The 13242-nt window shown below is 63.5% G+C and carries 10 protein-coding genes; 4 read left to right on the forward strand and 6 right to left on the reverse strand.

Annotated features, from left to right (window positions below; all coding sequences use genetic code 11):
- Nucleotides 1-101: 101 nt before the first annotated feature.
- Genes LDN82_RS06705 through LDN82_RS06725 form a run of 5 tightly spaced genes read right to left on the reverse strand, consistent with a single transcriptional unit; the run spans nt 102 to nt 5695 of the window.
- Nucleotides 102-1037: a peptidoglycan bridge formation glycyltransferase FemA/FemB family protein gene (locus LDN82_RS06705; RefSeq protein ID WP_224091625.1), complete on the reverse strand. Its 936-nt coding sequence runs from the start codon at nt 1035-1037 to the stop codon at nt 102-104.
- A 3-nt stretch (nt 1038-1040) separates the two neighbouring features.
- Entirely contained in the window at nt 1041-2291 is a 1251-nt protein-coding gene (gene manA / locus LDN82_RS06710; RefSeq protein WP_224166829.1) for a mannose-6-phosphate isomerase, class I, read from the reverse strand.
- A 52-nt stretch (nt 2292-2343) separates the two neighbouring features.
- Nucleotides 2344-3984: an LCP family protein gene (locus tag LDN82_RS06715; RefSeq protein ID WP_224166830.1), complete on the reverse strand. Its 1641-nt coding sequence runs from the start codon at nt 3982-3984 to the stop codon at nt 2344-2346.
- 11 nt (nt 3985-3995) lie between these two features.
- Nucleotides 3996-4559 carry a 5-(carboxyamino)imidazole ribonucleotide mutase gene (gene purE, locus LDN82_RS06720; protein WP_224091629.1) on the reverse strand — a complete coding sequence of 188 codons (564 nt, stop codon included), beginning with the start codon at nt 4557-4559 and terminating at the stop codon, nt 3996-3998.
- Nucleotides 4556-5695: a 5-(carboxyamino)imidazole ribonucleotide synthase gene (locus tag LDN82_RS06725; protein ID WP_263422301.1), complete on the reverse strand. Its 1140-nt coding sequence runs from the start codon at nt 5693-5695 to the stop codon at nt 4556-4558. The genes purE and LDN82_RS06725 overlap by 4 nt, the downstream gene beginning before the upstream one ends.
- A 273-nt stretch (nt 5696-5968) precedes the next feature.
- On the opposite strand from LDN82_RS06725, the gene LDN82_RS06730 reads away from it, so the two are divergent.
- Complete coding sequence (locus LDN82_RS06730; RefSeq protein WP_224091633.1) at nt 5969-6535, forward strand: GtrA family protein; 567 nt, start codon at nt 5969-5971, stop codon at nt 6533-6535.
- 2 nt (nt 6536-6537) lie between these two features.
- Here the strand turns inward: LDN82_RS06730 and LDN82_RS06735 are convergent, their stop codons facing one another.
- On the reverse strand, nt 6538-7233 hold the full coding sequence (locus LDN82_RS06735) for a TIGR03089 family protein (protein WP_224166832.1): 696 nt from the start codon (nt 7231-7233) through the stop codon (nt 6538-6540).
- 366 nt (nt 7234-7599) lie between these two features.
- Here LDN82_RS06735 and LDN82_RS22565 point away from each other — a divergent pair, with 366 nt between their 5' ends.
- The 3 genes from LDN82_RS22565 to LDN82_RS06750 are packed head-to-tail and all read left to right on the forward strand — an operon-like array spanning nt 7600 to nt 13239.
- Complete coding sequence (locus LDN82_RS22565; protein ID WP_263422286.1) at nt 7600-8145, forward strand: WhiB family transcriptional regulator; 546 nt, start codon at nt 7600-7602, stop codon at nt 8143-8145.
- 29 nt (nt 8146-8174) lie between these two features.
- Entirely contained in the window at nt 8175-11549 is a 3375-nt protein-coding gene (locus LDN82_RS06745; RefSeq protein WP_224166833.1) for a glycosyltransferase, read from the forward strand.
- Entirely contained in the window at nt 11542-13239 is a 1698-nt protein-coding gene (locus LDN82_RS06750; protein ID WP_224166834.1) for a DUF5719 family protein, read from the forward strand. Before LDN82_RS06745 ends, LDN82_RS06750 begins: the two co-directional genes overlap by 8 nt.
- The last annotated feature ends 3 nt before the right edge of the window (nt 13240-13242 follow it).

The following is a 13242-nucleotide window of genomic DNA, read 5'->3' on the forward strand; positions in this document are numbered from 1 at the left end:
CTCCTCGTACCTCGTCGATTTGATGCCGCTCCCGCGATGGGGCGCTTTTCGCTGTCCGGAGGCGTAAGTGCCGCGGCTTCCGGCTTCGCGCTGTTGTGGGATCAGCGGAGTTTGTCGCGGAGCTTTCGGGCCAGTTGGTAGGCGCCGTAGCGGAGTTTGTTCACTGGGAGGTCCCAGGTGCCGGGGTAGGCTACTTCGCGGCCTCCGAAGGACTTCTTGAAGGACGTGAAGCCTGCCCACTTATGGTCCGGCTGGTCTTCAGGGGCCACACCCCAGAGGTCCACGTGTTTCAGGCCCTTCTCCTTGGCATCTGCCATGAGGTTGACCAGGAGCGGAATGCCGGCGCTGAGCTTGCGGTGCGTGTCGTCCAGCGCGGCATGGGCGTAGGTGCGCGTGTCCGAGGAATCGTAGGTGAACGCGGCAGCGATCGGCTCGCCCTCCAGCTCAGCTATGAACAGCGTTCCGGCGCCGGAGGGTAGCAAGCATTCAGCCACCTGGGTGAGGTACTCATCGCTTTGCGGCTTGAAGCCGTTGCGTGCTGCCGTCAGGTGGAGGAAATGCAGGAGAACCTTGATGTCAGCAGGATCCTGGGATGCCCGGAACGTCACGCCCTTCTTGTGGATGTTGCGGTAGAGGTTCCGGTTGGTCGGCTTCATTCCGCCAAGAACGTCCTTGAAATCGCCCTCAAGGTCCACGATCCAGCTCAACTCCGGCTGCAGGTTCACGGGCGCCGGCTGGAGGCCACGGGCACGGAGGAGTGCGTCGGCCTCGGACGCTGTGAAACCTGCTGACACAGGTTCCATGCGCACGAAGACAGCACGTTCCTTCTTCGCCAATTCCACCAAGGCAGCCGTCGCGGCGTCGAAGGCGTCCACGGACTTTGCCACGGGCCCATAAGGGGCGTAGATGACCTTGCCAGCCGGGTTCTTTTCCTCAATGGCGAGGAAGCTCCAGCCGGGGCCGGACTGCTCATGGACCCGGCGGCCGAGCGAACGCTGGACGTCAGCCCAAGCGGGCGACTGCAGAAAAAAGTCCACGGCTCAGTTACCCAGTCCTGTGGTCACGGCGAAGGCAATACTTGTTTCGGTGGCGCCTTGCACAGGATGAACATTCACCGGGTTCTCCACCTCAGGGATGAACGCAGCGCCGCCGCGCTGCAGCGGGAGGTCGCTCTTGGGCGAATCGAGCACCACGGAACCGGCAACAACCACGACGACGGCGGGTCCGGACTGTGCCAGCGGCACCGGTTCGGCGCCCGGGCCGAGTTCGATCCGCTGGAGTTGGAACTCCTTGAAGGGCGGGCGGTACAGTTCCTGGCCAAACTCTGTTCCACTGGCCTCAACGCGGGGTACGCCCATCGATTCGAAGCGGATGGTCTTGATCAGTTCCGGGACATCCACATGCTTGGGCGTGAGTCCGCCGCGCAGCACATTGTCCGAGGAAGCCATGACTTCCACGCCCAGGCCGTGCAGGTAGGCGTGAACGTTGCCGGCCGGCAGGTACACGGCCTCGCCCGGCTGAAGGGAAAGGTGGTTGAGGAGCAGGGAAATGAGCACACCGGGATCGCCGGGGAAAGCTTCATTGATTCCCAGCATTGCGGCCAGCGCATCTTCGTGGGGCTCTTGGGGTGCGCCTGCACGCAGGACGGCTTCTACCTCATGAATGGCATCCGAGACGTCGCTGCCGCCCTCAATCAGGCGGGTGAAGGCAGCTTTGAGGGCATCGGATTCGTTGGGAAGGCTGAGGTCGGAGATGACGTCGCTGATGATTGCGGGGACCTCCACTGCGGCGGAATCCAACAACGAGGCAAGGTGCTCAAAAACGCTTTTGGCTGCTGCAGGGGAGCGGAACCCGCACAACGCCCGGAACGGCGTGAGCGCAAAAATCATCTCCGGCTTGTGGTTATCGTCCCGGTAGTTGCGTTCGGGGGAATCCGCGGGGATCCCTGCGGCGTTCTCACGGGCGAAGCCTTCGCGAGCTTGCTCCAGGCTCGGGTGCACTTGCAAGGAAAGTGGCTGCTCGGCGGCCAGGATCTTGGTGAGGAACGGTAGCCGGGGCCCGAACTCGGCCAGGCTGTCGGTTCCCAGGAAGTGGGTTGGGTTCGATGCGATCAGGGCATCGAGCGGTTGGGTAACCCCATTCGGATGAATGGCTGTGGACGGCGAATCGGGGTGGGCGCCGATCCACATTTCTGCCTCCGGACCACCTGACGCCGGCCGCCCCAGCAAGCCGGCAATCGCCGTCGTCGAACCCCACGCGTAGGGCCGCAAAACATTCTCAATCTGATACACGAAGGAAAGTCCTTATCGTCGCGCTGAACGTAGGGTGGTGGTGCTGCTGGGGCTACAGCGGGGCGCATTGCCCATTGGTTGCCACGAGGTCCCGGATGCCTTGCTCGTCACCCTGGGCCTTGAGGCCGTTGAGCAGTTCTTCGGTGATGGGCGTACCGTCCGGCGTGGTGGTCACGGGCGTGAAATCAGAGGACGACGGCGACGGCTGCTGGCCCGCCGGCAGTCCGGCCGGGAGGCTGCCCTGGACCGGACCCGCCGCCACGACATGAGAGCCCGCCTTGGCGTCGTTGGACACCATGGAGTCATTGGCCTTGGGACTGTCCTTGGATGTCAACAGCTCCTGGACTTTGGAGTGGATCAGATCGAAGTCCGGCACCGTGGAGAAGGAGGCATCGAAATCGGGAGGACCAATAGTGAGGCGCTTGACCGGCTGGCTCTTGGACTTCAAGGCAAGGTCCACAAAGCTTCCGAGCTGCGCGGAGGAGATGTTGGATTCCACCACCTTGGTGCCTGCGTTGGCGATGTCCTCGAACTTCGTCAGCAGCGTTCCGGGGTCCAGCTGCTTGAGCATGGCCTGCTGTACGCATTGCTGGCGTGCAATGCGGGCGTAGTCGTCAACGAACTCGCGGGAACGGCCGTACCAAAGGGCGTGGAAGCCATCCAGGTGCTGGTCGCCAGCCGGGATCCAGCCATCGGGCATGCCGTGGATCCCGTTGGCCTCGTCAGTGACGGGACCACTGATGGGTACCCAGCCGCCAGCCTTGATGCGGATGCCGCCCATGGCATCGATGAGCTTTGCGAACCCGTCCATATCCACCAGCACATACGCCTGCACGGTGATACCCAAGGTCCCGGATACAGCTTCCAGGGTGGCCTGTGCGCCAGGATCGGCAACCCCCGGGTACAGGTCCTTGTGATTGTTGGTGACCTCGGTGTTGACAGCGTTGATGAGGCATTCATCGCCGCAGTTATAGCCGTCGGGGTAGATCTTCCGCATGGGGGAGTCCTCGCTGAACTGGGCGTTCTGCAGGTTCCTGGGCACGGAAATTATGGCACTTTCACCGGTTTTGGCGTCGACGCTGATGACCGAAAGGCTGTCCGGACGCCTACCCGTACGGTCATCACCGGCGTCGCCTCCCATCATCAGGAAGTTATAGCGACCATCCACGGGATCGATGGCTGGGCCGGCGTTGAAGATGCTGCCGATCGCGTTGCGGCTGACATTCAGGACATACGCGAGGTAGCCCAATGACCCGCTGGCCAGGACTGTTGTCACGGCAAGGACGACGGCAATGATGGGCCGCATACCGGGTGCCAGCAGGTTGGGCCTGATGATCCGCAGGGTGTTCAGGAACAGGTAGGCCCAGCCCAATGCAAGGGCAACGAGGACAACGATGATGAACAGCGATCCCACCGGATGGGTGACGATGCTGAGCAGCATGCTCCGGTTCACCAAAGCGATCAAGAGCGTCAGCAAAGCCAGCGCCCACACAGTGAGGGTGATGCGCAGGGCGAGGCGGCCCAGCTTGCGGTCACCTGCCACGATCTGGGCGCTGCCGGGGATGAAGAGCGTGAGGAGGACCAGCACGAAGGCGCGTTTGGTCCGCACCGGGGCGCTGGCCCCGGCTGGATAGCGGACTGGATCAGTCAGCGCGGCGCCGGACTGATTCGAATTCTTGTGCATGGTGGTCATCCGCTGCCTTCCTAGCGGCTGCTCCGGGCGGAAGCGTTGGCAGGGGAAAAGACCTCTTCCACCTTGTGGCGCAGGTTTTCGCCCTTCTTGGTGGCGACGTCGTTCAGCTCCTGCGCGAAGCGGAGCAGGTCCTCACGAAGACGGACGGCAAGGTCATCCGTGCCGGAGGCGAGCATCCGTACAGCCAGGAGTCCTGCGTTCCGGGCCCCCGCGATGGAGACCGTGGCAACGGGGACCCCGGCAGGCATTTGCACGATGGACAAAAGTGAGTCCATGCCGTCCAAGGTCTTCAAGGGGACGGGGACGCCGATCACAGGCAGGGGAGTGACCGAAGCCAACATTCCAGGCAAGTGTGCTGCGCCGCCTGCTCCGGCGATGATGACGCGCAGGCCGCGCTCGTGGGCAGTCTGGCCATAGCGGATCATCTCGGTGGGCATGCGGTGCGCCGAGACGACGTCCGCCTCAAAGGGGATGCCGAACTCAGCCAGGGCGTCCGCGGCGGCTTCCATGACGGGCCAGTCGGAGTCTGAGCCCATAACGAGACCTACGAGTGGGGCTGTTGATGCTGATGTCATTCGGTCTCCTCGGGGGTGGTCTGTGCGGGCATCCGGCCGTCACGGATGATGTTGGCCACTGCCGTGGCGCGTTGTCGGACGGAATCTACCTCCGAGGCAGACGTGCCGGCCAGGTTGACATGGCCGATCTTCCGCCCTGGCCGCACGGACTTGCCGTAGCAGTGCACCTTCGCTGCCGGCTCATAAGCCAACGCCATGGGGAAGGCCTCGAAGAGGTTCTGGTTGTCCCCGCCCAGGAAATTCTTCATGACAAATACCGGCGCCACAGCATCCGTGGCGCCCAGTGGCAGGTCCAGAACCGCACGCAGATGCTGTTCGAACTGGCTGGTGATCGATCCGTCCTGCGTCCAATGCCCCGTATTGTGGGGGCGCATTGCGAGTTCGTTGATGAGGAACCCGGCACCAACCCCAGGGGTCTCGAAGAGCTCAGCAGCCATGACGCCCGTAACACCGAGTTCGTTGGCGATCCGTAGTGCAGCCCCCTCGGCAGCCGCGGCAACCTCGAGTGGAATGTTCTGGGCGGGGGCGATAACTTCATCGCACACACCGTCAACCTGGATGGTGTGAACTACGGGCCAGGCACGCGATTCGCCGCTCGGCGTGCGGGCTACAAGGGCGGAAAGTTCGCGGCTGAAGTCCACCTTTGCTTCTGCAAGCAGGGGACTCATGGCCTGGAACCAATCCGCAGTACCAGCGGCATCATCGGCGGAGTCAACAATGCGGACGCCCTTGCCGTCGTAGCCGCCGCGCGGTGTCTTAAGCACTACGGGCCAGCCGATCTTGTCGCCGAATGCCACCAGTTCTTCTACTGAGTCAACGGCGGCCCACTCCGGGTTGGGCAGCCCGAGGCGATCGATGGCCGCGCGCATCACGAGTTTGTCCTGCGCATTCACCAGGGCGTCGGGTCCGGGCTGCACATTGACGCCGGCGTCGATCAAGGCACGCAGATGTTCCGTGGGAACGTGTTCGTGATCGAAGGTCAGGACGTCCACGCCCTTGGAGAACTCAAGGAGGGCGTCCAGGTCTTTATAGTCGCCAATGGGGGCGTTGGCCACAGCGGGGACAGCCGAAACGTCCTCGCCCTCAGCCAAAACCCGTAGTTCGAAGCCTAAAGCGGTAGCAGGCGGGGCCATCATGCGTGCGAGCTGGCCGCCGCCAACAACACCAATTACTGGAAAAGTCACAAGGTTCAGCCTACCGAACCAGTCGCCCGAACACTGATTCAGCCGCTGTAACGTCCCCTGGGTAGATGAGGGAGATCTGGTTTCCGCCGTTGGTTTGGTCCGGTTTTCACAGTGGCGCAGGCCCCGGTATCGGCGTTCTCACAGGGGACTCAAAGGGAACGGTTGGAAATGGGCGCTAAAATGGATGTGGCCCATCGGCCCACTTTTCAACGGCCATGGAGGGTCATGATCACCACACTTGCAGATCGCATCCGCGGACTTGCCTCGCTTTTTTGGCGCGAGGTAGCAAAGTTCGGCGCCGTAGGCGGTGTTGCTTTTGTCATTGACTCGGCAGTTTACATCTGGCTGTTTTCGGGCCCGATGCACGGAAGCGAAGTCTGGGCCAAGGCCATTGCGACGATCGTTGCAAGCGTGTTCTCCTGGGTAGCCAACCGCTTCTGGACCTTCCGCCACCGCAAACAGGCGAACGTGGTCCGTGAGGCCGTTCTGTTCGCCGTCATGAACTTCGTCGGGCTGCTGATTGCTTCCGGTTGTGTGTGGTTCGCCAAGTACGTGCTGGACTTGAATGACAAGCCGTCGCTGTTTATCGCAGGGAGCGTCGTCGGACTCGTGCTGGGCACCATTTTCCGGTTCTTCGCATACCGCTTCTGGGTCTTCAACGAAGAGCTGGATGCCGAGCCGGCTTACTCCCACGACCACGAGATCCTGGAGCTCCATCACAAGGAGAAGTCAGTTGCCGAGGCGGGCACCGGAGGTCCTGCAACCGGCGAATTGCCCTCCATCAAGAACTGATCTCAGGATCGGCTGACGCGCTCATTCTCAAGCAGGTGCGCGGTCACTTCCAGGTCGGGATGCACCAGCACCACTGAGCCGTCTTCTTTCCACGCGCCCAACGCTGCTGCCAGGCCCGGCTCCAAACCATCGGCCGCCCGAACCAGAAGCCGGACGCCCGGTTCCTGGGGAGCGGCGAATCCGTCCAGAAGGCTGTCATGGGTGTGGCCCGCGCTGCCGCGGACGGCCGGAAGGCCGGCTTCCGGTTCGTTGTGTGCCATGAAGACGTCACCGTGCGACCGGACTTCCGCAGCAAAATCCACGACGCCGGGCGGCAACTCGCCGGGCCAGCGCATCGCAAGTGCCGCGAGGGGTACGGCGACGACCGCGTCAAAGCCGGCCGCGGCGCCGTCGTCGGGAGTATCTGTCACCAGCAGGTCCGCTGCCGTGCCGTCGAAGACTACCTCCATGCCCAACTGCCACGCGGCAAGCGCCCACACGAACGATTTCCAGTGTGCCGGGAGGTCCAGCCTGATAGCCTTGCCCGGCTCGGCGTCCAGTTCGTCCTGCAGCAGGTTGCTGGTTTTTGCAACCCAGTTGTCCAAAACCCGCCCGGAGAGCTCTACGCGCTCGGAATCAGGGCCGTACCAGGTCAGCCTCGGGGATGTGGAATGGCCGGATCGCAGGGTGGTCATCAGGTTCGCTGCCGGGATGCTCATGCATCAATCCTGCCACGGTGGGAGCGTCGAGCCGCCGGAGAATGTGAAATGCAACACACCTCCGTTAAGTCCAGTCGATGGACATCCTGTGTGGGTCTTGGGAATTCCGCGGAATGTCAGGAGTTGTTCATCCAAAGTGATGCGGGGCTTCCGTTTTAGCCTCAGCCGGCCCGCGCCACGGCGGAAAACGTTGGGCGTGGCGCATCCCACGTTTCTACAGATTCTTGATTATTATCCCGGCGCGGCTTGACTGGTGGGTAGTTACACGCGTGTAATTAGTAATCAACGCCGCTGCACAGATTCCCGGAACACCGCCGGAAATCGGAAACACATCCAAGCAGCAGCTGCAAAATCAGGAGGGACGCCATGGGGCAAGCGTTGCGTATCCAGGAAGATGCAGTCGTCGCAGAACATGCGTCGGTGAAATACCGTTCGCGGGAAGTGCCAGGGGACTGGTACGTGGACCCGGCGGACCCGGAAGCGGCAGACCGATACAACCAGAACGTGCAGCAGTCGTTGGAGGATCAAGCAACTGCCCTCCTCGCTGCGCACGAAGCGTTGATCGGGGACCTGCCTGCCGGGCCGGACGAAGACTTGGACGACCCTCCCATGGAGTTGCGTCGTCCCCAGGAAATTCCAGGACAGCCGGTGTGGATCGGACTGCCGGGCCAAAGTGACTTCGATGACGAGGGCGAACTCGGTTGGCAGACTGACGCCCTGTGCGCCCAGACAGATCCGGAAGCATTCTTTCCGGAAAAGGGCGGATCAACCAGGGACGCAAAAAAGGTCTGCGGAGCGTGCAACGTCCGGTCGCAGTGCCTTGAGTACGCCCTCGCGAACGACGAACGATTCGGCATCTGGGGCGGGCTCTCCGAGCGCGAACGTCGCCGGTTAAGGAAGCGGGCAGTCTAATTCTTAAGGAAGTACACGTTACCGCCGTCGTGGTTGCCCACGACGGCGGGAGCTATCTCCCCAGGACCTTGGCGGCACTGTCGAACCAGACGCGTTCGGCAGATGCCGCCATTGGCATTGATACAGGATCCACGGACAACTCCCTCGACTTGCTTCGTGAGGCCTTGGGTCAAGCAAACGTCACCACGTTCGTCCAGCCCAAGTCCGGCTTTGGCGCCGCTGTCCAGGCCGGCCTGGACGAGCTTGCTCCCAGGGATGCCGCCAGGAATGAGGACGTTGCCAAAAGCGCAGAATCGGCCGGTGCCGTCCCATGGATCTGGCTCCTTCACGACGACGCCGCTCCTGCTCCTGATGCCTTGGCCGAGCTTCTCCACGCAGTGGAACGGACCACTTCGGTAACAGTTGCCGGCTGCAAGCAGCTTGGGTGGCAGGACGACCGTCATCTGGTGGACGTTGGATTATCCACCAGCCGCTGGGCCGAACGCCTCACCCTGATCGACGCAGACGAAGTAGATCAAGGGCAATATGATGCCCGCTCTGACACTTTTGCCGTGAACTCTGCCGGAATGTTGATCCGCAGGGACGTCTGGGAGCAGTTGCAGGGCTTTGACCCTGCCTTGCCCGGCAGCGGCGACGACGTCGATTTCTGCTGGCGCAACTGGCTTGCGGGAAACCGTGTGGTGGTGGTGCCAAGCGCGCGCATGTTCCACGTGGAGCACCGCCCGCACGGTCTTGGTACGTCCTCCGCGGCGCGCAAAGCGCAAATTCACATGCGCCTCAAACACACGCCGTGGTGGAACCTGCCGTTCCAGGCAGTGGGGGCGCTCCTGGGCGCACTTGTCCGTCTGGTGCTGAGCATTCTGGTCAAGGAACCGGGCTACGGATTCTCCCAGTTCACGGCCACTATCGCCGGCTTGGTGCGGCCCTTGGCTATCGCAAGAGGCCGCCGGATTGCGGCGAGGACCCGCCGCGTACACCGTTCGGTGGTCCGGGGCCTCCAAACGTCCTCGCGTGAAGTCCGCGCCAACCGGCGTTCCCTGCTGGAGGCCATCCGCCCAAGCGAGGAAACTACCGTAGCCTCCGATCTTCTCGCCCCCGAACCCAGCGGCGATGCCTCTGACGATTTCGAGGCGTTGGCCACCAACGAACGCGGGTGGGTTGGCACTGGTGCAGTTGCTGCTGCCCTCATCACGTTCGCCGCTTCTTTCGTTGGACTTTTCGGCCTCCTTCGCACAGGAACCGTGGCCGGAGGAGGACTCCTCCCGTTGTCCGGGTCACCCTCCGATATCTGGGCCAACGCCTCTACATGGTGGATTTCCCTCGGTGCGGGACTGCCTGGGCACGCCGATCCCTTCGCTTACGTGTTGTGGCTTCTTTCCTTGTTTGGGGGTGGCGATGGCAACTCGGCAACCGTGTGGTTGCTGATACTGGCCATGCCACTCTCTGCGATCGGTGCCTGGTTCGCTGCCGGGGCCTTGACCGCCCGGCGCCGGTTCCGGGTTGTTGCCGCTCTTGCCTGGTCCGGGGCACCTGCCCTGCTGGTAGCCATCAACCAAGGCAGGCCGGGAGCCTTGGTGGCCCACGTGCTGATGCCTTTGCTGCTGCTGGCGCTGATACGCGCGTCCGGTTCTGCGATAGGCCGGGCCAATGCCGCAAGGGCGCCTTTCACGCGTCGCCCCTCGCCCGTGCTCGGTAAACCGGGAATTAACGGCACGCCGTCCTGGACCGCAGCGGCGGCTGCCGGCTTGGCGATGGCTGCAATCACTGCATCCGCGCCGTCGCTCCTGGGGCCGCTGACGGTGGTCGTCGTCCTGGCGGCCGTGGTGCTCGGAACGCGGGGAAAGACACTCTGGTGGTCGCTTTTGCCCAGCGCCGCGCTGTTCATTCCCTACGGCATTTCGGTTCTTGACCGCCCCCGCTCCTTGCTTGCCGATCCGGGCCTGCCGCTCAGTTTCGACGCTGCACCACTGTGGCAGCAGTTCCTGGGCCAGCCCCTGGCTTTCGACATCGACGGCGGCCTTACGGGTCTTGGGATGTTCGGACCGGGCGCTGTGCCTTGGGCTCTGGTGCTTGCTCTGCTGGTGAGCGTCCCTGTCCTTCTCTTGGCCGTAGCGGCACTGTTCCTTCCCGGCAAGCGCACCGCCCTTGTCCGCGTCTTCTGGTTGGCCGCGCTGGCTACGTTGGCCAGCAGTTGGCTGATGGGCCATGTGGCCACCGGAGTCAACAACAACGTGATTGTTGGTCCGTTCACCGGCCCGGCGGTTTCTGCAGCCGGAATCCTGCTGCTCGGTGCGGCGTTGCTCGGTGCCGATAAGCTCTTTGCAGTTCCCACCAGGACTTCTGATGCTGCCCGCTGGAAGTCGCCCTTGCGGCGCGTGGCGTCGGGTGTTGCCCTTGCGCTGCTGCTGGGCGGACCCTTGGCCGGGATTGCGGCATGGGCGGGACAAAACGTCCTGCGGCCCGTCTCTGAGGCCCCGGTCGCTGCCGATACAGCTGACGCCCCTGGATCAGAGGCGGGTAAGAAGCTCTCCTTGGGCGCTGCACGCCAGGTGCGGCCGGTGGACAACGGCACCTTGCCGGCCACCGCCGTCGACCGCGGTGAGGGACCGGAACGTACGCGGACGTTGGTCATCACCAGCGGCGAGCAGGGCGCCTTTACGTCCTCTCTGATGCGTGGTGCCGGGACTACGTTGGACAGCCTGTCTACCATCGCCTCGGCCAGGACCATTATTGGGGCGCCCGGCCGTGAAGAGATTGCTACCGACGACGCCGCTACCGCGTCCCTCCGCAGGGCAGTGGCCACCATTGTGGCGAGCACAGGTGTGGACCCCCGCAACGATCTGGAGCAGCTCGGTGCCGGTTTTGTGGTGCTCAAGGCCGCTGATGACGCCGCCCAGCTGACCGCCAGCAGGATCGACGCCGTTCCGGGCCTCGTTGCTGTTGGACAAACCGACGCCGGGTGGTTGTGGCGCGTAACCCCGAGGAATTCCTCTGCCGCCACCGCTGCAGACACGGCCCACAGGGTTCGCATTCTCAACGCCCAGGGTGAGGCCATCGGCTCCCTGCCCTCAGCAGAGGTGTCCGTGGACACAGCTGTGTCGGCGGGCGACGAAGGCCGCCGGCTGGTCCTGGCTGAACGGTCCGATCCTGGCTGGAGTGCTTGGATGAATGGGCGCCAGCTGAAGTCGACCACCTCCGGGTGGGCGCAGGCTTTCGAACTTCCGGCCACTGGTGGCGACCTGGAAATCCGGTACACCAACCCTTGGGGGCTTTGGTTTGGCATCCTGCAGGCCGTGGTGTTCGGCCTAACCGTGCTGTTGGCCGTTCCGATGCCCGCACGCCGCTCGCGAACCGGCATGTCGAGGGACGAAGTCTCCCTCCGTAAGGAGTACAGCAGTGTCTGAGGACCCAAAGAAGCAGGTGGACGATAACGCGACGCGCGGTTCCACGAAGAATGCCCGCAGTTCCACCAAAGATGCACCCAACTCCACCAAAGATGCCCGTTCCGGCAAGGGCGCCCGCAGTTCCAACAAGGGCATCATCACAGGGGTTTTGTCCGCAGCGGTGATCCTTGCCGCGGGAGGCGGAGCGGTTGCGGCCACCTCGATGGTTCCAGGGCCCTCAGGCGGATCTGCAGCGGACATCCGGCAAGCCGACGTTCCGGCGGGCCGCTCCCTGGGCGTCTGCCCGGAACCAGCGCGCCTTGTCACCGGAACCGATGTGGACACCGATGCTGAATTCAGCCCGGTTTCCACCACCGCCACCAGTGCGCTCAACGCACTGGTCCTGAGCAATCCCGCAGGCACCATTCCGGGCAGTAAAGTAACGTCATTGGCAGGCGGCGCAGTTGCTGAAATTGCAAAGACCCCCACGAGTACCCCATCGGCCAGTTCCGGTCCACCGGTTCTGACGGCAGCGGCTGCGACCATCAGCCCGGTGACAGCTCCTACCGTGGTGGGTGCTGACCCGCTCGGGAACGAACAAGCCTCCTTGGCCGCGAACCTGAGCTATTCAGCCAACGACGGCGACCTCCGTGGCCTTGCGGCGGCTCCGTGCCAGCAGCCCGGAAATGATGCTTGGCTGTTGGGCGCGGACACCGCGCTTGGCCGGACCGCGGTCCTGAACCTCAGCAATGCATCCGAGACGCCTGCCACCGTCAACCTGGACCTCTTCGGGGCCCAGGGGCAGATCCAGGCGCCGGGCGCACGGGGTCTTCTGGTGGCTCCCGGGACAACGCGTTCCGTAAACCTTGCCGGCCTTGCCCCGGGCGAATCCCAACTGGCAGTGCACGTACGCAGCTCGGGTGGACCCGTTGCAGGGACCATTCAGCAGAGCGTGCTGCGCGGACTGGTGCCGGGCGGGGTGGAGTTCCTCGCCCCGGGTTCCGGGCCGTCCAACCTCCAAGTGATGGCCGGCGTCGACATCCAGGATGCAGCGGCGATCAAGGCACTTGGCAGTAAATCCGGCTTTGCCGACGCCGTTCCGGCGCTTCAAATAGCCGTACCCGGGTCCACGGACGCCGTGGTTCAGGTCCGGCTGTACGGCGCGAACGGTGAGCGCCAGCTCCCCAATGGGGGAGTAGTCACGGTCAAGGGCGGCACGGTAGCTACGTTGGACCTGGACGGCGTTCCGGCCGGCAGCTACACCGTGAGTGCGAGTTCCGATGTCGCGTTCGTCGCTTCAACCCGGATCACACGGGGGGCCAAAGCGGAGGATCCAACGGATTTCGCGTGGTCGCCGTCTTCGGCCAGGCTGGGAAGCCAGCATGTGGTGGCCGTGCCCCGTGATGGGCAGAACTCCTTCAGCTTTGGCGTTCCTGAGGGACGCGCAACTGTTAGCTACGCACCGGTGACAGCCGATGGGAAGGTGGGCAAGTCGGTGGACGTGGACATGTCCGGTGGCACAACATCGCTGATCGAGCTTCCAGCAAAATCCGGACAAGCAGTGGTTGCCGGGTACGTGGTTTCAGCATCCGGGGACCCTGCGTACGGGGCACTTATCCTGGGTAGGCAGGACCGCGCCGACGTCTCAGTGCTGGGCATCCAGGATGCTGCTGCGGGGCTCGAGAAAGTTCCTGTGACGGTGGGCTACTAGGCG

Origin of the sequence: Arthrobacter sp. StoSoilA2 (genome assembly GCF_019977195.1) — a bacterium.
Classification (GTDB): domain Bacteria; phylum Actinomycetota; class Actinomycetes; order Actinomycetales; family Micrococcaceae; genus Arthrobacter.